This is a genomic window from Streptomyces scopuliridis RB72 (assembly GCF_000718095.1).
GTDB lineage: Bacteria > Actinomycetota > Actinomycetes > Streptomycetales > Streptomycetaceae > Streptomyces > Streptomyces scopuliridis.
Map to the genome: position 1 here is coordinate 1 of NZ_JOEI01000004.1, position 19,060 is coordinate 19,060.

A 19,060-nucleotide genomic window follows, 5' to 3' on the forward strand; every position below is an offset into this window, starting at 1 on the left:
CGCCGATGGTACTGCAGGGGGGACCCTGTGGGAGAGTAGGACGCCGCCGAACAATTATTGTGGGAATGCCTCGCACCTTCTGGTGCGGGGCATTTCTGCGTTCACTTCCCTGTTCTTTTCCGTGTTCCCTCCGTACCCCTCGGATGGTGCTGAGCACGTCTGATCATCGTGTATGCTTTATCTCGTTGCTGCGCCCCAATAGCTCAGTCGGTAGAGCGTCTCCATGGTAAGGAGAAGGTCTACGGTTCGATTCCGTATTGGGGCTCAAGTAAAAGGAAAGGCCCCCGCCACTCGGCGGGGGCCTTTCTCGTATGTGTTGTCAGCCGACGCGTTGTCAGCCGACGTGGGGCTCCGGGACGCGCATCGCCAGGATGGCCATGTCGTCGGAGGCCGGCTCGGCGGCGAAGCGTTCCACCGCGCGCAGTACGCGGGAGGCGACCGCGCCGGCCGTCAGGCCCGTACAGGTCGTCAGGACGTCGGCCAGGCCGTCGTCGCCCAGCATGCGTGTGCCCTCCCTGCGCTCCGTGACGCCGTCGGTGACGCACAGGAGGACGTCTCCGGGGTCCAGGGTGACCATCTGCTCGTACAGCTCCAGGTCCTCCATGACGCCGAGCAGCGGCTGCGGTTCGGCGGCCGGTTCGACCGTGCCGTCCTGGCGCAGGCGCAGAGGGAGCGGATGGCCGGCGCACACCACCTTGAGGACCGCGCTGCCGTCCTCCTGGGGCCACAACTCGCCGTACAGCAGCGTGAGGAAGCGGCTGCGGGCGCCCTCGTCGAGGATCGCCGCGTTCAGCCGTTCAAGGACCGCGGGGCCGCCGAAGCCCTCGCGGGCCAGCAGACGCAGGGCGTGCCGGGCCAGGCCGGTGACGGCCGCGGCTTCCGGGCCCGTACCGCAGACGTCTCCGATGGCGAAGCCATAGGCGCCGTCCCGGATCGGGAACAGGTCGTAGAAGTCGCCGCCCACCTCGTTGCCTTCGCCCGCCGCGCGGTAGATGACCTCGACCTCGACCCCGGGGACCTGAGGCAGTCCCGGCGGCAGCAGGCTGCGCTGGAGGGCCTGGCTGATGGCCGTACGTTCCGAGTAGAGGCGGGCGTTGTCGAGGGCGAGTGCCGCTCGGCGCGACAGGTCTTCGGCGAGTTCCAGGATCTCCTGGCGGAAATGGTCGTCCGAGGGCTTGCCGAGGGTCAGCATGCCGATGACGCGGTTACGGGCGACCAGCGGCAGCACGACGGTCTCGCCGCCGACCGCCGCCGCTGTCGCCAGCGTGGTGCCGATGCCGGAGGAAACCGGGCTCGAACTTCTTCCCAACTCCCGCATGGAGGTGCGCAGAGCGGCCTGATGGGCGGCGTCCGCCGGGGCGGTCCAGATGCGGGCACCCGGTGTGGGGACCGGGTCCGGTGGGTCGATCTTGGAGAGAAGGGCCTTGAGCCCGTCGATGCGGTCCTCGTCCTCGTGCAGCACATAGGAGAGGTACGGGTCCGACGACTGGTCGGCGATCGTATAGACGGCGCACCAGGTGGCCAGGGTGGGGACGGTCATCTGTGCCATCAGGGCCAGTGTCTGATCGCGGTCCAGTGTGCCGGCGAGCAGATCGGAGGCCTCCACGAGGAAGGAGAGTGAGCCGCGGCGCAGGCGTTCGAGTTCGCCGAGACGGGCCGATTCGACGGCCAGGGCGATACGGTCCGCGGCGAACTGGAGGCGCAGCGCCTCCTCGTTGGAGTAGCGGGCCGCTCCTTCGGCGGCGACACCCAGGGAGCCGGTGAGTCTGCCCTCGACCTTGAGCGGGACGGTCACGACGGAGCGCATGCCGGTGTCGTTGAGCAGCGGGACGGCCCCGGGGACCGCCGTGAGGTCATCGTGGACGGCGGGCATCCTGGCGGAGCCGTAGCGGCCCGTACCGGCCTCCACGGGGACGCGGGCGAAGCGCTGGCGGGCGGAGGGGAGGCCGGTGGAGGCCCGTACCTCCAACTCCGTCTCGTCGTCCGTGGCGAGGAGGAGGAACGCGGAGTCGCCGTCGAGCATGTCGCGGGCGCGCTCCACCGTGCGCTGGAGGAGTCCGTCGAGATCGTCGGGGGCGGGGGAGCCGATGAAGACCTCGAAGGGGTCCGCGCTGCGGCTCTCGGAGCCCGTGTCGGTCACGGGGGCGCGCAACGGGGTCTGGATGACGGCGCGTTCGTCGTCGCGTACGAGGAGGCAGACCGTGGACGGCTCGCCGTGCGTGTCGCGCACCCGCAAATGGGAGGCGTAGACGGGGATGACCCGGCCGTCGGCGCCGCGGATGCCGTAACTGCCCTCCCAGCGGGAGAGTTGGAGTGCCTCGATGATGCCGGTGCCGATACCGGGGGTGTGCGGCCAGGCGGCGATGTCGGTGAGGGGCTTGCCGGTGACCTGCTCGGCGGCGTACCCGAACAGGTGCTCCGCGTCCTCGTTCCAGTTGACGACCGTGCCGCCGCGGTCGATCTGGACGACGGCCACCCGTACGCGTTCGTCGGCGACGGGGAGCAGGCTCGTGGGGAGGACGGGTCCGGCCGAGCGGGTGCCCACCTGGCGCTGGGGCAGGTCGAGCTGGAACCAGACCTGTTTGAACGTCGGGGTGTACTCGACGCCCCAGCGTGAGGCCAGGGCGGCGCAGAGCAGCAGGCCCCGGCCGTTCTCGCGGTCCGGGCTGCCGAACGACTGGCCGGTGCCCTGTATGGGGACCTCGCGCTCGGGGTAGCGGTCGGCCACTTCGACCCGGACGCCGTCCTCTGTACGGAGGCAGAGCACATCGGCGGAGGTGCCGGCGTGGATCACGGCGTTGGTGACGAGTTCACTGGTGAGGACGACGGCGTCATCGACGACATCGGAGTAACCCCACCCCTGGAGCGTGTCACGGACAAAGGCGCGGGCAGTCGCGACGGACCGCCCGACAGGGTCGAAGCTGGCAGCCGCCCGCGCGGTGATCACAGAACTCCTCGTACGCGTATCGACGCCCGGCTCCGCCATGATCGGCCCCGCCCCTCCAAGTGCCCGGTGGTAGTACCTTCGCCACACCGCCCCCGCCGGGCGGACCGGGACGGTTGGACAGCCGGATGCCAGGTTACTTACCTTCGCTGTCCGAGCGGATGCCGGTCACCGCTGTTTCCACCCTGCGGGGGCGGGGACGCTATGCGAAGCTGCCGAACTGTTATGGCCTGGTTCGGCCATGGTGAAACACTGGGCAGGCTTTCGGAGACAGCTCGGGCAGTACGGTCAACCCCTGCGGGAGGGACACGGTGGAGTCTGGCACGGCGGCGCGTGGCAATGGCACGCGCGCGAAAGGCGGACGGTCCCGAAGCAACGGGACCATCGAGGTGGACGCGGCGGAGCTGAACAGACTGCTGACGGCCTTGGTGGCGATGCGGGACGGCAACTTCCGTAAGCGCCTGACCGTCTCCGGTGACGATGTGATGGCGGAGATCGCCGCCGTCTTCAATGAGGTCGCCGACCGTAATCTCCATCTCACGGGTGAGCTGGCCCGCGTACGGCGCATGGTCGGACGTGAGGGGAAGCTCACGGAGCGGCTGGAGACCGGGGCGTGTGAGGGCTCCTGGGCTGCCGCGATCGACGCGTCGAACGCGCTGGTGGACGATCTGGCGCGGCCCGTCTCCGAGGTGGGCCGGGTGCTCTCCGCGGTCGCCGAGGGCGATCTGGAACAGCGTATGGAGATGCGCTCGCACTCCTCCGACGGCGCGGAGCGGCCGTTGCGCGGCGAGTTCCTGAAGGTGGCCCGTACGGTCAACAATCTGGTCGACCAGCTCTCGGCGTTCACCGATGAGGTGACGCGGGTGGCGCTGGAGGTCGGTACCGAGGGCAAGCTCGGCGGCCAGGCCAAAGTGCGAGGTATGTCCGGATCGTGGAAGGACCTCACGGATTCGGTCAACACGATGGCGTATCGATTGACCGCTCAGGTACGTGACATTGCTCTCGTCACGACGGCGGTCGCCAAGGGCGATCTGTCGCGCAAGGTCACCGTTCATGTGGCCGGCGAGATGCTCCAGCTGAAGAACACCGTCAACACCATGGTGGACCAGCTGTCGTCCTTCTCCTCCGAGGTCACGCGCGTGGCCAGGGAAGTGGGTACGGAGGGCGAGCTGGGCGGTCAGGCGACCGTGCCCGGGGTGGCCGGCGTGTGGAAGGACCTCACCGATTCGGTGAACACGATGGCCGGCAACCTGACCAACCAGGTGCGGGGCATCGCGGAGGTCACCACGGCCGTCGCCAATGGCGATCTGTCGCAGAAGGTCACGGTGAGCGCGCGCGGCGAGGTGGCCCAGCTCGCCGAGACGATCAACCAGATGACGGAGACGCTGCGTACCTTCGCGGACGAAGTGACCCGTGTGGCGAGCGAGGTCGGCGCCGAGGGGCTGCTCGGCGGCCAGGCGCAGGTCCCCGGCGCGGCCGGGACCTGGAAGGACCTGACGGACTCGGTCAACAGCGTCTTCCGCAATCTGACCTCTCAGGTGCGGGACATCGCGCAGGTGACGACGGCGGTCGCGAACGGCGATCTGTCGCAGAAGGTCACCGTCGATGTCGCGGGCGAGATGCTGGAGCTCAAGAACACCGTCAACACGATGGTGGGGCAGCTGAAGTCGTTCGGTTCCGAGGTCACGCGAGTCGCGCGGGAGGTCGGCGTCGAGGGCCGGCTCGGCGGCCAGGCCGAGGTGCCGGGCGCGGCCGGGACGTGGAAGGACCTCACCGATTCGGTGAACACGGCCTTCCGTAACCTGACCGGCCAGGTGCGGGACATCGCACAGGTGACCACCGCGGTCGCCAATGGTGATCTGACCCAGAAGGTCACGGTCGATGTGGCCGGCGAGATGCTGGAGCTGAAGAACACCGTCAACACGATGGTGGCGCAGCTGTCCTCGTTCGCGGACCAGGTCACGGTGATGGCGCGGGATGTGGGTACGGAGGGCCGGCTCGGCGGCCAGGCGCGGGTGGACGGCGTCAGCGGTACATGGAAGGAACTCACCGACTCCGTCAACTTCATGGCCGGGAATCTCACCGATCAGGTGCGCCAGATCGCGCAGGTGACCACGGCCGTGGCGCGCGGTGATCTGTCGCAGAAGATCGATGTGGACGCCCGGGGCGAGATCCTGGAGCTGAAGAACACGATCAACACCATGGTCGACCAGCTCTCGGCCTTCGCGGACCAGGTGACCAGGGTCGCGCGTGAGGTCGGTACGGACGGCCGGCTGGGCGGTCAGGCGCAGGTGCCCGGCGTCGCCGGTGTCTGGCGGGATCTGACCGACTCCGTGAACGGCATGGCCGGGAACCTCACGGCGCAGGTCAGGAATATCGCGGGCGTCGCCACGGCGGTGGCGCGCGGTGATCTGTCGCAGAAGATCGACGTGGACGCGCGCGGCGAGATCCTGGAGCTGAAGAACACCCTGAACACGATGGTGGACCAGCTCTCCAACTTCGCCGAGCAGGTCACCAGGGTGGCCCGTGAGGTGGGCACCGAGGGCATTCTCGGCGGCCAGGCCGAGGTCCAGGGCGTCTCCGGCACCTGGAAGGACCTCACCCAGTCCGTCAACTTCATGGCGAACAACCTGACGTCGCAGGTCCGCAATATCGCCGAGGTCACCACGGCGGTCGCCAAGGGCGATCTGTCGAAGAAGATCACCGTCGATGCCAGGGGTGAGATCCTCGATCTGGTCACGACCGTCAACACGATGGTCGACCAGCTGCTGAACTTCGCCGACGAGGTGACGCGCGTCGCCCGTGAGGTGGGTACGGAAGGCATCCTCGGCGGTCAGGCCAGGGTCCGGGGAGTCACCGGAATCTGGAAGGACCTCAGCGACAACGTCAACACCATGGCCAACAACCTCACCAGTCAGGTGCGCAATATCTCGCGGGTCTCCTCCGCGGTCGCCAATGGTGATCTGACGAAGAAGGTGACGGTCGAGGCGCGCGGCGAGGTCGCCGAACTCGCCGACACCGTCAACACGATGGTGACGACGCTGTCCTCCTTCGCGGACGAGGTGACGCGTGTCGCCCGCGAGGTGGGCACCGAGGGTGAACTGGGCGGCCAGGCCAGGGTTCCGGGCGTGTCCGGTACGTGGAAGGACCTCACCGAGTCCGTGAACTCGATGGCGTCCAATCTGACCGGCCAGGTGCGCCAGATCGCGACGGTCACCACCGCCATCGCCAAGGGCGATCTCACCAAGAAGATCGACATCGATGCCCGCGGTGAGATCCTGAAGTTGAAGAACACCATCAATACGATGGTCGACCAGCTCTCCTCGTTCGCCGACCAGGTGACCCGGGTGGCCCGCGAGGTGGGTACGGACGGGCAGTTGGGCGGCCAGGCCCGGGTGCGGGATGTCGACGGCACCTGGCGCGACCTCACCGAATCGGTGAACGAGATGGCCGGCAACCTGACCCGTCAGGTGCGGGCGATCGCTGCCGTCGCCACCGCGGTGACCCGCGGCGATCTCAACCTCAAGATCGATGTCGACGCGGCGGGCGAGATCCAGGTCCTCCAGGACAACATCAATACGATGATCGCCAATCTGCGGGACACCACCCTCGCCAATGAGGAACAGGACTGGCTCAAGGGCAACCTCGCCCGTATCTCCGGTCTGATGCAGGGCCGCCGCGATCTCGACGACGTGGCCTCGCTGATCATGAGCGAGCTGACCCCGGTGGTCTCGGCGCAGCACGGCGCGTTCTTCCTGGCGATGCAGACCGGCGCGGTGCCGCAGGTCGGTACGGACACCGGCAGGGATGCCTCGTACGAGCTGTGCATGCGCGGCAGTTACGGCTACTCGGCGGGGTCGATGCCGACGTCCTTCCGGCCGGGCGAGACGCTCATCGGGACGGCCGCCGAGGAGAAGCGCACCATCCAGGTCAATGTGCCGCCGGGCTATCTGAAGATCTCGTCCGGGCTCGGGGAGGCGGCGCCCGCGCATGTGATCGTGCTGCCGGTGCTCTTCGAGGGGAAGGTCCTCGGTGTGATCGAGCTGGCGTCGTTCCAGCCGTTCACCCATATCCAGCGGGACTTCCTCAACCAGATCGCCGAGATGATCGCGACGAGCGTCAACACCATCAGCGTCAACTCCAAGACGGAGGTGCTGCTGAAGCAGTCGCAGGAGCTGACCGAGCAGCTGCGGGAGCGCTCCGCCGAACTGGAGAACCGGCAGAAGGCCCTCCAGGAGTCCAACGCGGAGCTGGAGGAGAAGGCCGAACTGCTGGCGCAGCAGAACCGCGACATCGAGGTGAAGAACACCGAGATCGAAGAGGCCAGGCAGGTGCTGGAGGAGCGGGCCGAGCAGCTCGCCGTCTCGATGCGCTACAAGTCGGAGTTCCTGGCGAACATGTCGCACGAGCTGCGCACGCCGCTCAACTCGCTGCTCATCCTCGCCAAACTGCTCGCGGACAACGCGGAGTCGAACCTCTCGCCGAAGCAGGTGGAGTTCGCGGAGACGATCCATGGCGCGGGTTCGGATCTGCTCCAGCTGATCAACGACATCCTCGATCTGTCGAAGGTCGAGGCGGGCAAGATGGATGTCAGCCCGACCCGTATCGCGCTGGTCCAGCTCGTCGACTATGTGGAGGCGACCTTCCGGCCGCTCACGGCGGAGAAGGGGCTCGACTTCTCCGTACGGGTCTCGCCGGAGCTGCCCGCGACGCTGCACACGGACGAACAGCGGCTGCTCCAGGTGCTGCGCAATCTGCTGTCCAACGCGGTGAAGTTCACCGACAGCGGGGCGGTGGAGCTGGTGATCCGGCCGGCCGGTACGGATGTGCCGGACGCCATCAGGGAGCAGCTCCTTGAGGCGGGTTCGCTGCGCGACGCGGACGGCGATCTCATCGCGTTCTCGGTCACCGACACCGGGATCGGGATCGCGGCGAGCAAGATGCGTGTCATCTTCGAGGCGTTCAAGCAGGCGGACGGTACGACCAGTAGGAAGTACGGCGGTACGGGTCTCGGACTGTCCATCAGCCGGGAGATCGCCCGGCTGCTCGGCGGTGAGATCCACGCGGCGAGCGAGCCGGGCCGTGGTTCCACCTTCACGCTCTATCTGCCGCTCCACCCCAGCGAGCTGCCACCGCAGGGTTATCCGCAGCTGACGCCCGCGGGGATGCAGCAGCTGACCTCCGCGAGTCTCCCTCCGCACGGACGTCAGGCGGACGACAGCGCGGCCGAGGCGACGGGGCAGACGCGGGGTCGGCTGGAGGCGTCGTCGCCGCCCGCGGAACTGCCCGGTCCTGCCGCGCTGTTCAGGCGCCGCCGCAAGAGCGCGGGCGCCGGACAGCAGGGCGCGCAGCCGCAGGGCGGGGCCCCGGGGGCCTCGGACGGTCCGGCGGCCGGGTCGCGCGGGCTGGAGTCCTGGGGCTCGGGTGTGGCCGGCGCGGGGCGTCAGGAGGCGCCGCGGGAGAGCCGTACCTTCTCGTTCGACAACGAGAAGGTGCTGATCGTCGATGACGACATCCGCAATGTCTTCGCCCTCACCAGCGTGCTGGAGCAGCACGGACTGTCGGTGCTGTACGCGGAGAACGGCCGCGAGGGCATCGAAGTCCTGGAGCAGCACGACGATGTGACAGTCGTTCTGATGGACATCATGATGCCGGAGATGGACGGTTACGCCACGACAACGGCGATCCGCAGGATGCCGCAGTTCGCCGGGCTGCCGATCATCGCGCTCACGGCGAAGGCGATGAAGGGCGACCGGGAGAAGGCCATTGACTCCGGTGCGTCCGACTATGTCACCAAGCCGGTCGACCCTGATCACCTGTTGTCGGTAATGGAGCAGTGGATGCGCGACAAGTGATCGGTGGGTGCACGAATCGGTGTGATGTGCTGACGGACTATGCCCGGTGGCGTGTGAGGCGCCGTGATTCGGGGAACCTTCTGGACTCGCGCCGCGTTTCCGCTTCGAGCACAGTGACATAACGGTGACAGGGTGTGGCGACAGGCGGGGTGCGGCTACCATGACCGGCACAAGGACGGACGGCGTAAAGGAGTCGTCCCCTGGGGCGGCGCCCGGTGTTTCGCCGAGCTCCGCGAGCAGGGGGCGCCCCATGCCGGGGCGAGGAGGGCGGGCGGCCATGGTGCAGAAGGCCAAGATCCTCCTGGTCGATGACCGGCCGGAGAATCTGCTGGCGCTGGAGGCGATCCTCTCCGCGCTCGATCAGACGCTGGTGCGGGCATCGTCAGGGGAGGAAGCGCTCAAAGCGCTGCTGACGGACGACTTCGCGGTCATTCTGCTGGATGTCCAGATGCCGGGGATGGATGGTTTCGAGACCGCCGCGCACATCAAGCGGCGGGAGCGTACGCGCGATATCCCGATCATCTTCCTGACGGCCATCAACCATGGCCCGCATCACACCTTCCGCGGGTACGCGGCGGGTGCGGTGGACTACATCTCGAAGCCGTTCGACCCCTGGGTGCTGCGCGCCAAGGTCTCGGTCTTCGTCGAGCTGTATATGAAGAACTGTCAGCTCAAGGAGCAGGCCGAGCTGCTCAGACTCCAGCTTGCCGGGGCGGGCGAGGTCAGGGAGCCGGCCGGGCTGCTAGCCGAACTGTCCGCGCGGCTCGCGGCAGTTGAGGAGCAGGCCGAAGCGCTCTCCAAACAGCTGGACGACGATTCGGCGGACGCCTCGGCCGTGGCCACCGCCGCCCATCTGGAGCGCAAACTCACCGGTCTGCGGCGGGCGCTCGACGCGCTGGAGCCGGGGACGGGCAGCGGTTCGCCGCCGCTTCCCTCGCCGAACTGACCGAGCGGCCACGTCAGTTTCCCGCCGAGGTGCGGGCGACACGAACGGGTGAAGCGGTGGGCACACGTGTCCCCGGCCGTTCACACCGGTAACCTCACCATCATGGCCTCCAGTACGTCCGGCAAGGGTTCCCAGGGCACGGCGGGCACCGCAAAGCCGCGGGCCGGCCGTACGACCGGTGCCGCGAAGGCGGCGCCCGCCAAGAAGACCGCGGCGAAGAAGTCCGCGCCCGCCAAGAAGGCACCGGTCAAGAAGGCGCCCGCGAAGAAGGCCGCCGCCAAGGCGGCACCCAAACCCGCGCCGAGTCCCACCGGCGGTGTGTACCGGCTCGTCCGCGCCGTCTGGCTCGGAGCGGCGCACGGCGTCGGCGCGATGTTCCGCGGCATAGGGCGCGGCGCGAAGGGGCTCGACCCGGCCCATCGCAAGGACGGGCTGGCCCTGTTGCTGCTCGGCCTCGCCCTCATCGTCGCCGCCGGCACCTGGTCGAATCTGCGCGGTCCCGTGGGCGACCTGGTCGAGATGCTCATCACCGGAGCCTTCGGCCGGCTCGATCTGCTGGTGCCGATACTGCTGGGCGCCATCGCCGTACGGCTGATCCTCTATCCCGAGAAGCCCGAGGCCAACGGACGGATCGTCATCGGACTGTCGGCGCTCGTGATCGGGGTGCTCGGGCTGGTCCATGTCGCCTGCGGCGCCCCGGGGCGCGGCGCGGGCACGGAAGCGATACAGGACGCCGGCGGGCTGATCGGCTGGGCCGCCTCCACACCGCTGATCTTCACCACGGGCGAGGTCCTCGCCGTACCGCTGCTTCTGCTGCTCACCATCTTCGGTCTGCTCGTCGTCACCGCCACCCCCGTCAACGCGATCCCGCAGCGGCTGCGGCTGCTCGGCACCAAGCTCGGGATCATCCAGCCCGACCGTGACCCGGAGCGATTCGACGACTTCGACGACGACGAACGGTATGACGACGACGAGCGGTACGACGAGCAGTGGCGCGAGGCGCTGCCCTCCGGTGGACGCCGTCCTGGCACGCGCCGGCGCGGGAGCCCCGCGGAGTACGACCCCGACCGGGCCGAGGTCGAGGCGCTCTCCAAGCGGCGCCGGCCACGCCGGGCCTCCGTACAGCCGTCCATGGACCGCCCCATGGACGCCGTGGATGTGGCCGCGGCCGCCGCGGCGGCACTGGACGGTGCTGTGCTGAACGGGATGCCGCCCTCGCCGATCGTCGCGGATCTCACCCAGAGCGTGTCCGTGGAGCGTGGGCGGAAGCCGGGGCAGCCGCCCGGAGAGCGGCAGGAGCCGCTGGAAGAGCCGGCCGAGGACGCGGCGGAGCGCTCCGTACCCGGCTCCGTACCGCTGCCGACCGCGCGCGAGGCCGAGCGGCCGCGCGCGGGCACCGCCGGCGTCGCGGATCTGACCAAGCCGCCGCCCGAGCGGGACAAGCCGCTGCCGCCGCGCGCCGAACAGCTCCAGCTCCGCGGGGACATCACCTACTCACTGCCCTCGCTCGACCTGCTGGAGCGCGGCGGCCCCGGCAAGACGCGCAGCGCCGCCAATGACGCGGTCGTCGCCTCGCTCAGCAATGTCTTCATGGAGTTCAAGGTCGACGCGGCCGTCACCGGCTTCACCCGGGGCCCGACGGTCACGCGGTACGAGGTGGAGTTGGGCCCGGCCGTGAAGGTCGAGCGGATCACCGCGCTCACCAAGAACATCGCGTACGCCGTGGCCAGTCCCGACGTACGGATCATCTCCCCGATCCCGGGCAAGTCCGCGGTCGGCATCGAGATCCCGAACACCGACCGCGAGATGGTCAACCTCGGTGACGTCCTGCGGCTCGCGGACGCGGCCGAGGACGACCATCCGATGCTCGTCGCGCTCGGCAAGGACGTCGAGGGCGGCTATGTGATGGCCAACCTCGCGAAGATGCCGCACGTACTGGTCGCGGGCGCGACCGGTTCCGGAAAGTCGTCCTGCATCAACTGCCTGATCACGTCGGTGATGGTCCGGGCGACCCCGGAGGACGTCCGGATGGTCCTTGTCGACCCCAAGCGGGTCGAGCTGACCGCGTACGAGGGCATTCCGCATCTGATCACGCCGATCATCACCAACCCCAAGCGGGCGGCCGAGGCGCTCCAGTGGGTCGTACGGGAGATGGATCTGCGCTACGACGACCTCGCGGCGTACGGCTACCGGCATATCGATGACTTCAACAAGGCCGTGCGCGACGGCAAGGCCCGGGCGCCGGAGGGCAGCGAGCGTGAGCTGTCGCCGTATCCGTATCTGCTGGTGATCGTGGACGAGCTGGCGGACCTGATGATGGTCGCGCCGCGTGACGTCGAGGACTCGATCGTCCGGATCACCCAGTTGGCCCGTGCCGCCGGAATCCATCTCGTGCTCGCCACCCAGCGTCCCTCGGTCGATGTCGTCACCGGCCTGATCAAGGCGAACGTGCCCTCACGGCTCGCGTTCGCCACGTCCTCCCTGGCGGACAGCCGGGTCATCCTCGATCAGCCGGGCGCGGAGAAGCTGATCGGCAAGGGCGACGGCCTCTTCCTGCCGATGGGGGCGAACAAGCCGACCCGTATGCAGGGCGCCTTCGTCACCGAGGATGAGGTCGCGGCGATCGTCCAGCACTGCAAGGATCAGATGGCACCAGTCTTCCGGGACGATGTCGTGGTCGGGACGGCGAAGAAGAAAGAGATCGACGAGGACATCGGCGACGATCTCGACCTTCTCTGCCAGGCCGCCGAACTGGTGGTCTCCACACAATTCGGTTCGACCTCGATGCTCCAGCGGAAGCTGCGGGTCGGCTTCGCCAAGGCCGGCCGGCTGATGGACCTGATGGAATCGAGGAACATCGTCGGCCCGAGCGAGGGCTCCAAGGCCCGCGATGTCCTGGTCAAGGCCGACGAACTCGATGGAGTGCTCGCCGTGATCTGCGGGGAGTCTCCCTCGTAGGGAAACGGGATCCCGCGACAAATCGAGGGCAACCGTTTCCCGTGCGCATACGTCAAGTTGGAGAGAGGAAGAGCGTCATGTTCCTCCACTACGCCGTCCGGCCATTCTGATGGCGTACAAAGTGCATCCGCCCGGTTGCCCCACCCTTTCGTACCACCCATAGACTGAACGTCCAGCAGGTGGCTACACGCTCGAAAGGCGCCCCCGTGTCCATCGGCAAATCCCCCGACGGCAAGTCCCCAGATTCCCCAGACGGCAACGTTCCCGACGATCACGTCGACCGCCAGGTCGAGGACCAGATCCCCGACGGCGCCGATTCCGACACCAACTCCCCTGCGGTGGAACGGCCTTCGATCGGCCAGGTGCTGCTGCGGGCCCGTATCGCCGCGGATCTGACGGTCGACGAGGTCAGCGGCGCCACGCGGGTGCGCATCCCCATCGTGCACGCGATCGAGGAGGACGACTTCTCGCGCTGCGGCGGCGATGTCTACGCCCGCGGGCACATCCGTATGATCGCTCGCGCGGTCGGGCTCGATCCGGCGCCGCTGATCGAGCAGTTCGACTCCGAGCACGGCGGGCGGCCGGTGCCCACGCCCGCGGCGCCGCTGTTCGAGGCCGAGCGGATCCGGCCGGAGCGCCCCCGTCCCAACTGGACCGCGGCCATGGTCGCTGCGATCGTGGCGGTGGTCGGCTTCGTCGGCTTCACGGCGTTCGACGGCGGGGACGACAGCGCGAAGGCCAAGCAGGTCGCCGAGGGGGCGAAGCCCTCGAAGAGCGCCAAGCCGAGCCCCACGAAGTCGGCCGACCCCAAGCCCGAGCCGTCGGACAGCGCCATCGCCGCCGCCCCGCTCGACAAGGTCACGGTGAAGCTGTCGGCCATAGACGACAAGAGCTGGATCTCCGCCAAATCGTCCAACGGCAAGCTGCTGTTCGACGGAACGTTGAAGAAGGGCGATTCCAAGACCTTCCAGGACGACGAGCAGATCGATCTGATCCTCGGAAACGCGGGCGCGATCGAGCTCTACGTGAACGGAAAGAAGGTCGAGGACGAGTTCGAGCCGGGCCAAGTTGAGCGACTCTCGTACACCCAGGGCGACCCCGAGGCCGGCTGAGCAACCCTGCACGGCGGGGGCGGGGCCAGGACAAAGTAGTCTTGAGCCCATGCCCGAACGCCGTACCGTCGCCCTTGTCACTCTTGGCTGCGCCCGTAACGAGGTGGACTCGGAGGAGCTTGCAGGCCGCTTGGCAGCGGACGGCTGGGAGCTCGTCGAGGACGCCTCGGGGGCGGATGTCGCCGTCGTCAACACCTGCGGATTCGTCGAGGCCGCGAAGAAGGATTCCGTCGACGCCCTGCTGGAAGCCAACGATCTCAAGGATCAGGGCAGAACCCAGGCCGTCGTCGCCGTCGGCTGCATGGCCGAGCGGTACGGCAAGGAGCTGGCGGAAGCCCTCCCCGAGGCCGACGGCGTGCTCGGATTCGACGACTACGCCGATATCTCCGACCGGCTCCAGACCATCCTCAACGGCGGGATCCACGCCTCGCACACGCCCCGTGACCGGCGCAAGCTGCTGCCGCTCAGCCCGGTCGAGCGCCAGGGCGCCGAGGTGGCGCTGCCCGGCCACGCGCAGTCCCCGGCCGAGGTGGCGCCGGCCCCCGAAGACCTGCCGGAAGGGGTCGCTCCGGCCTCCGGGCCGCGCGCGCCCTTGCGGCGGCGGCTGGACCGGAGCCCCGTCGCCTCCGTGAAGCTCGCCTCCGGCTGCGACCGGCGCTGCTCCTTCTGCGCCATTCCCTCGTTCCGCGGCTCCTTCATCTCCCGGCGCCCCTCCGATGTGCTGGGCGAGACGCGCTGGCTGGCCGAGCAGGGTGTCAAGGAGGTCATGCTCGTCTCCGAGAACAACACCTCGTACGGCAAGGACCTCGGCGACATCCGGCTGCTGGAGACGCTGCTGCCGGAGCTGGCGGCCGTCGACGGGATCGAACGGGTACGGGTCAGCTACCTCCAGCCCGCCGAGATGCGGCCGGGGCTGATCGACGTGCTGACCTCGACGCCCAAGGTCGCGCCGTACTTCGATCTGTCCTTCCAGCACTCCGCGCCGGGTGTGCTGCGCGCGATGCGGCGCTTCGGGGACACCGACCGCTTCCTGGAACTGCTGGAGACCATCCGGGGCAAGGCGCCGCAGGCCGGTGTGCGCTCCAACTTCATCGTCGGTTTCCCCGGCGAGAGCGAGGCTGACTTCGCCGAGCTGGAGCGCTTCCTGACCGGGGCGCGACTCGACGCCATCGGCGTCTTCGGTTACTCCGACGAGGACGGTACGGAGGCCGCAACGTACGACGACAAGCTGGACGGCGACGTGATCGCCGAGCGGCTGGCGCACCTCTCCCGGCTGGCGGAGGAGCTGACCTCCCAGCGGGCCGAGGAGCGGCTCGGCGAGAGCCTCGAAGTGCTCGTCGAGTCGATCGACCCGGAGGGCGGGAACGGGGAGGCGGCGGTGGGCCGCGCGGCGCACCAGGCTCCGGAGACGGACGGCCAGGTGATCTTCACTTCAAGCGAGGGCCTGCGCCCCGGTCTTATGGTCGAGGCCAAGGTGGTCGGTACCGAGGGCGTGGATCTGGTGGCCGAGTATCACGACCTTCCGGGGGACGGCTCCCGGACCCCGGGCGAGGAGGCTGCCAGATGACCGGAGTCCCGGCGTCCGCGGCGGGCGGCGGCGCGACACCGGTGTCCGGTGGCAACGGCTCGAAGCAGGCACCCGGCGGCAAGCTGGGGGCCGCGGCGGTCAATCAGGCCAGTCTGTGGAACATCGCCAATATCCTCACGATGGTGCGGCTGGTGCTAGTGCCCGGCTTCGTACTGCTGCTGCTCCAGGACGGCGGTTTCGACCCCGTCTGGCGGGCCTGGGCCTGGGCCGCCTTCGCCGTCGCCATGATCACGGATGTCTTCGACGGCCATCTGGCGCGGACGTACAACCTGGTCACCGACTTCGGGAAGATCGCCGATCCGATAGCGGACAAGGCGATCATGGGAGCGGCGCTGATCTGTCTCTCGGCGCTGGGCGATCTGCCGTGGTGGGTGACGGGGGTCATCCTTTTCCGTGAACTCGGGATCACGCTGATGCGGTTCTGGGTGATCAGGCACGGGGTCATTCCCGCCAGCCGCGGCGGCAAGATGAAGACGCTGGCGCAGGGCGTGGCCGTGGGGATGTACGTACTCGCGCTGACCGGGCCGCTGGCCACGCTGCGGTTCTGGGTGATGGCCGTGGCCGTCGCGCTGACCGTGATCACGGGACTGGACTACGTACGGCAGGCGGTCGTCCTGCGGCGCCAGGGGCTGGCCGCGGAGCATGCGGCGGCGGAGTCCGCGCGGTGAGTGCCGAGGGGGCCGCGGCGGCGGGAGCCGGGGCTGTGTCGGGTGGTGGCGCGGAGGTGCGCTCGGCTGCAGACCGGGCGGCCCGGGTGCTGGAGATCCTGGCCGAGCGCGGCGGGACGCTGGCCGTCGCGGAATCCCTCACCGGCGGTCTGGTGGCCGCGGAGCTGACGGCGGTCCCCGGTGCCTCCCGGACCTTCCGCGGGTCCGTCACGGCCTACGCGACGGACCTCAAACGGGATGTTCTGGGCGTCGACGGGACCCTTCTGGAGGAGCGGGGCGCCGTGGACCCCGAGGTGGCGCTCCAGATGGCGGCCGGAGTGCGCCGCGCGCTCGGGGCCGGCTGGGGTGCGGCGACCACCGGGGTCGCGGGTCCCGATCCGCAGGACGGCTGGCCTGTCGGCACCGTGTACGTGGCGGTGGTGGGACCGGAAGGTGTGCGGAAAGTGGCCGCGCCGCGGTTGAACGGCGGCCGGGCGGACATCCGTAAAGAGAGTGTACGGAGCGTGCTCGGTCTGCTCCTCAGCGAACTTTCCGGGAACGGGCGGGCACAGGATACGGAACAGAACGGGGGGAATTGATGTTTGCAGCCCTGAGTGAACACGACATCGCTCCCCGCACGGCCGCGGCACTAGGCGGTACGGTGGGGCGTGAAGGATGCGGCTACGCGGTCCGAGGAGGGAGCCACCGATGATTCTGCTCCGTCGCCTGCTTGGTGACGTGCTGCGTCGGCAGCGCCAGCGCCAGGGCCGTACTCTGCGCGAAGTCTCCTCGTCCGCCCGGGTCTCGCTCGGTTATCTCTCCGAGGTGGAACGGGGGCAGAAGGAGGCTTCCTCCGAGCTGCTCTCGGCGATCTGCGACGCGCTTGACGTACGGATGTCAGAGCTCATGCGTGAAGTGAGCGACGAGCTGTCGTTGGCCGAGCTGGCCGCGTCGGCGGCGGCGAACGAGCCGGTGCCCGCGGCAGTACGTCCAATGCTCAATTCCGTCTCTGTGACGTCGGTGGCCGGAGTGCCGACGGAGCGGGTGACGATCAAGGCGCCTGCGGAGGCGGTGGACGTCGTCGCCGCCTGACAAAGCTTTGAAGCTTTGACCTGAGCCCTGGCCGGCAGTAATGCCGACCAGGGCTTTCGTCTTTCCCAAATGCCCGTTTTATTGCAGTTGTGCCATGGTGGAAGGTGCGTGCGCACCGAACTGTGAACGAAGAACTGTGAGCGGAATGGGAGGACATGCATGTCTGTCGTGAAGAGTGCCTTGCCCGAGGAGGATCTGAAGCTGGTCGGTGAGGCGCTGCAAGGCGCCCTCGTGGACCTGGTGGATCTTTCGCTGGTTGCCAAGCAGGTCCACTGGAACATCGTCGGGCCGCGCTTCCGCTCCGTACATCTGCAGCTCGACGAGGTCGTCTCCACGGCCAGGAAGCACTCGGACACCGTTGCCGAGCGGGCCTCCGCGGTCGGGGTGACACCGGACGGGCGGGCCGCGACGGTGGCCGCCACGAGCGCGATCCGAACGGTGCCCAACGGCTGGATCACGGACGTGGATGCCATCCGGACCCTGGTGGACGCGCTCGGCGCGGTGATCGAGCGGATGCGTGAACGCGTCGAGGTGACGGACAAACCGGACCCGGTGACGCAGGACGTACTGATCCAGGTGACCGCCGACCTGGAGAAGCACGCCTGGATGTTCCAGGCGGAGAGCGCCTGACCGGGCCGGAACGCCTGACCGGGCCGGAGCCCCGGTCGAAGGGCGAGGGGCCGGCCGCGCCCCTGCCGCATTGTCGCTGCGGCAGGGGCGCGACCGGGGGTAGGCGCGCACGCCGGGGAGTGCATCCGATGCGCTCTCGCGGCGGGTGATCGTGGCTGACTAGGGTCTTTTGGTTGGATCAGGCCGGCTCAGGGAGCGCCCGCCGCGGGAGCGGCTGATGTCAGCGTTGGTGCCGTGGATCGCAAGGCGGAGGAGGGAGCCATGGCGAGGCGATGGATCCTGCTGCCGGCGCTCGCTCTGGGCGGGGTGTGGTGGTGGGCCGTACTGCGCATCGTGCTGGTGCCCGAGAACACCGGAGTGGTGGAAGGGGTGGTGGCGGCAGGTGGCTGGGGGCTGAGCCTGCTGCCGGTGCACGTCGCGTCGGCGCGGCAGCGTCGTCCCCGGCTGTGACGTGTTGTCAGCTGACGCGCCAACGTGTCCGCGGGTCTCGACTGGTCCGTCAACTCGTGCGTCAACTGGTGGCGTTCGGCTGGCAGAGCGGGCACCAGTAGGTGGGCCGGCCGTCCTGTTCGGCCGTACGGACCGAGGTGCCGCAGCGGGGGCAGGGGCGGCCCGGGCGGCCGTAGACATACAAACGCCGGGAGCCGCCCGGACGGTTCCGGTTCGCTTCGAGCAGCTTCTTCGCCGCGGTCACCAGACGCTCGGGCGCGGGGAGTTCGCCGACGGGGAGCCAGGGGTTCGCGCGAACGAGGAAGCAGGTCTCGGACTTGAAGATATTGCCGACTCCGGCGAGGTTGCGCTGATCGAGCAGCGCCTCCCCGATCGGCCGCGCGGGGTCGGACAGCAGGTTGCGCAGGGCCGTGGCCGCGTCCCAGTCGGGGCCGAGCAGATCGGGGCCGAGATGCCCCACCACGCGCTCCTCGTCGCTGGTACGCAGCAGTTCGAGGACGGGCAGGCGATAGCCCACGGCGGTGCGCTCGGCGGTGCCGAGGATGGCCCGGATCTGGTGCGCCGCACCGCCGCTCCAGCGCTCACCGGGGGCGTAGACCTTCCAGGAGCCGTCCATGCGCAGATGCGAGTGGAGGGTGAGGCCACCCTCGATACGGGTGAGCAGATGTTTGCCGCGCGGTATGACATCGAGGACGGTCCGGCCGGTGAGATCGGCGGTCGCGAACCGGGGCACCCGCAGGTCCGAGCGGATCAGCCGGTGCCCCGCGAGCGCGGTGTGCAGGCGCTGGGCGGTCTGCCAGACGGTGTCTCCCTCGGGCATGGTTTCAGACTCGCACGT

At 68.7% G+C, this 19,060-nt stretch carries 12 protein-coding genes and 1 tRNA gene; 11 read left to right on the forward strand and 2 right to left on the reverse strand.

The window, feature by feature from the left end; all coding sequences use genetic code 11:
• Nucleotides 1-192: 192 nt before the first annotated feature.
• A tRNA-Thr gene (locus tag IF11_RS0104455) sits at nt 193-265 on the forward strand.
• A 69-nt stretch (nt 266-334) separates the two neighbouring features.
• Here IF11_RS0104455 and IF11_RS0104460 read toward each other — a convergent pair.
• Nucleotides 335-2,986, reverse strand: a complete 2,652-nt coding sequence (locus IF11_RS0104460; RefSeq protein WP_037727046.1) for a SpoIIE family protein phosphatase — start codon at nt 2,984-2,986, stop codon at nt 335-337.
• A gap of 269 nt (nt 2,987-3,255) precedes the next feature.
• On the opposite strand from IF11_RS0104460, the gene IF11_RS0104465 reads away from it, so the two are divergent.
• The 10 genes from IF11_RS0104465 to IF11_RS36360 all read left to right on the forward strand — a co-directional run bounded on the left by IF11_RS0104465 (nt 3,256) and on the right by IF11_RS36360 (nt 18,222).
• Nucleotides 3,256-8,799, forward strand: coding sequence for a HAMP domain-containing protein (locus IF11_RS0104465; protein WP_240627988.1), 5,544 nt, complete (start codon nt 3,256-3,258; stop codon nt 8,797-8,799).
• A 277-nt stretch (nt 8,800-9,076) separates the two neighbouring features.
• Nucleotides 9,077-9,745, forward strand: a complete 669-nt coding sequence (locus tag IF11_RS0104470; protein WP_030350075.1) for a response regulator — start codon at nt 9,077-9,079, stop codon at nt 9,743-9,745.
• A gap of 102 nt (nt 9,746-9,847) precedes the next feature.
• Nucleotides 9,848-12,703 carry a DNA translocase FtsK gene (locus IF11_RS0104475; protein ID WP_051745528.1) on the forward strand — a complete coding sequence of 952 codons (2,856 nt, stop codon included), beginning with the start codon at nt 9,848-9,850 and terminating at the stop codon, nt 12,701-12,703.
• A 299-nt stretch (nt 12,704-13,002) separates the two neighbouring features.
• Nucleotides 13,003-13,815, forward strand: coding sequence for a helix-turn-helix domain-containing protein (locus IF11_RS0104480; RefSeq protein ID WP_030350077.1), 813 nt, complete (start codon nt 13,003-13,005; stop codon nt 13,813-13,815).
• Between the two features lie 49 nt (nt 13,816-13,864).
• Nucleotides 13,865-15,382, forward strand: coding sequence for a 30S ribosomal protein S12 methylthiotransferase RimO (gene rimO / locus IF11_RS0104485; protein WP_030350078.1), 1,518 nt, complete (start codon nt 13,865-13,867; stop codon nt 15,380-15,382).
• Nucleotides 15,379-16,071: a CDP-diacylglycerol--glycerol-3-phosphate 3-phosphatidyltransferase gene (gene pgsA / locus IF11_RS0104490; RefSeq protein ID WP_030350079.1), complete on the forward strand. Its 693-nt coding sequence runs from the start codon at nt 15,379-15,381 to the stop codon at nt 16,069-16,071. Before rimO ends, pgsA begins: the two co-directional genes overlap by 4 nt.
• A 56-nt stretch (nt 16,072-16,127) precedes the next feature.
• On the forward strand, nt 16,128-16,649 hold the full coding sequence (locus IF11_RS0104495; protein WP_037727067.1) for a CinA family protein: 522 nt from the start codon (nt 16,128-16,130) through the stop codon (nt 16,647-16,649).
• 109 nt (nt 16,650-16,758) lie between these two features.
• Nucleotides 16,759-17,142: a helix-turn-helix domain-containing protein gene (locus IF11_RS0104500; RefSeq protein WP_030350081.1), complete on the forward strand. Its 384-nt coding sequence runs from the start codon at nt 16,759-16,761 to the stop codon at nt 17,140-17,142.
• A 159-nt stretch (nt 17,143-17,301) separates the two neighbouring features.
• Nucleotides 17,302-17,772, forward strand: coding sequence for a Dps family protein (locus IF11_RS0104505; protein WP_030350082.1), 471 nt, complete (start codon nt 17,302-17,304; stop codon nt 17,770-17,772).
• A gap of 261 nt (nt 17,773-18,033) precedes the next feature.
• Nucleotides 18,034-18,222: a hypothetical protein gene (locus IF11_RS36360; RefSeq protein ID WP_037727048.1), complete on the forward strand. Its 189-nt coding sequence runs from the start codon at nt 18,034-18,036 to the stop codon at nt 18,220-18,222.
• A 61-nt stretch (nt 18,223-18,283) separates the two neighbouring features.
• Here IF11_RS36360 and IF11_RS0104515 read toward each other — a convergent pair whose 3' ends face one another.
• Nucleotides 18,284-19,042, reverse strand: coding sequence for an Fpg/Nei family DNA glycosylase (locus tag IF11_RS0104515; protein WP_030350083.1), 759 nt, complete (start codon nt 19,040-19,042; stop codon nt 18,284-18,286).
• Nucleotides 19,043-19,060: the final 18 nt, after the last annotated feature.

Bases quoted from the DNA above. Each gene is read 5' to 3' on its own strand.
- IF11_RS0104460 (WP_037727046.1), bottom strand. From the start codon at position 2,986: ATGGCGGAGCCGGGCGTCGATACGCGTACGAGGAGTTCTGTGATCACC.
- IF11_RS0104470 (WP_030350075.1), top strand. From the start codon at position 9,077: ATGGTGCAGAAGGCCAAGATCCTCCTGGTCGATGACCGGCCGGAGAAT.
- IF11_RS0104475 (WP_051745528.1), top strand. From the start codon at position 9,848: ATGGCCTCCAGTACGTCCGGCAAGGGTTCCCAGGGCACGGCGGGCACC.
- rimO (WP_030350078.1), top strand. From the start codon at position 13,865: ATGCCCGAACGCCGTACCGTCGCCCTTGTCACTCTTGGCTGCGCCCGT.
- pgsA (WP_030350079.1), top strand. From the start codon at position 15,379: ATGACCGGAGTCCCGGCGTCCGCGGCGGGCGGCGGCGCGACACCGGTG.
- IF11_RS0104500 (WP_030350081.1), top strand. From the start codon at position 16,759: ATGATTCTGCTCCGTCGCCTGCTTGGTGACGTGCTGCGTCGGCAGCGC.
- IF11_RS0104505 (WP_030350082.1), top strand. From the start codon at position 17,302: ATGTCTGTCGTGAAGAGTGCCTTGCCCGAGGAGGATCTGAAGCTGGTC.
- IF11_RS36360 (WP_037727048.1), top strand. From the start codon at position 18,034: ATGGCGAGGCGATGGATCCTGCTGCCGGCGCTCGCTCTGGGCGGGGTG.
- IF11_RS0104515 (WP_030350083.1), bottom strand. From the start codon at position 19,042: ATGCCCGAGGGAGACACCGTCTGGCAGACCGCCCAGCGCCTGCACACC.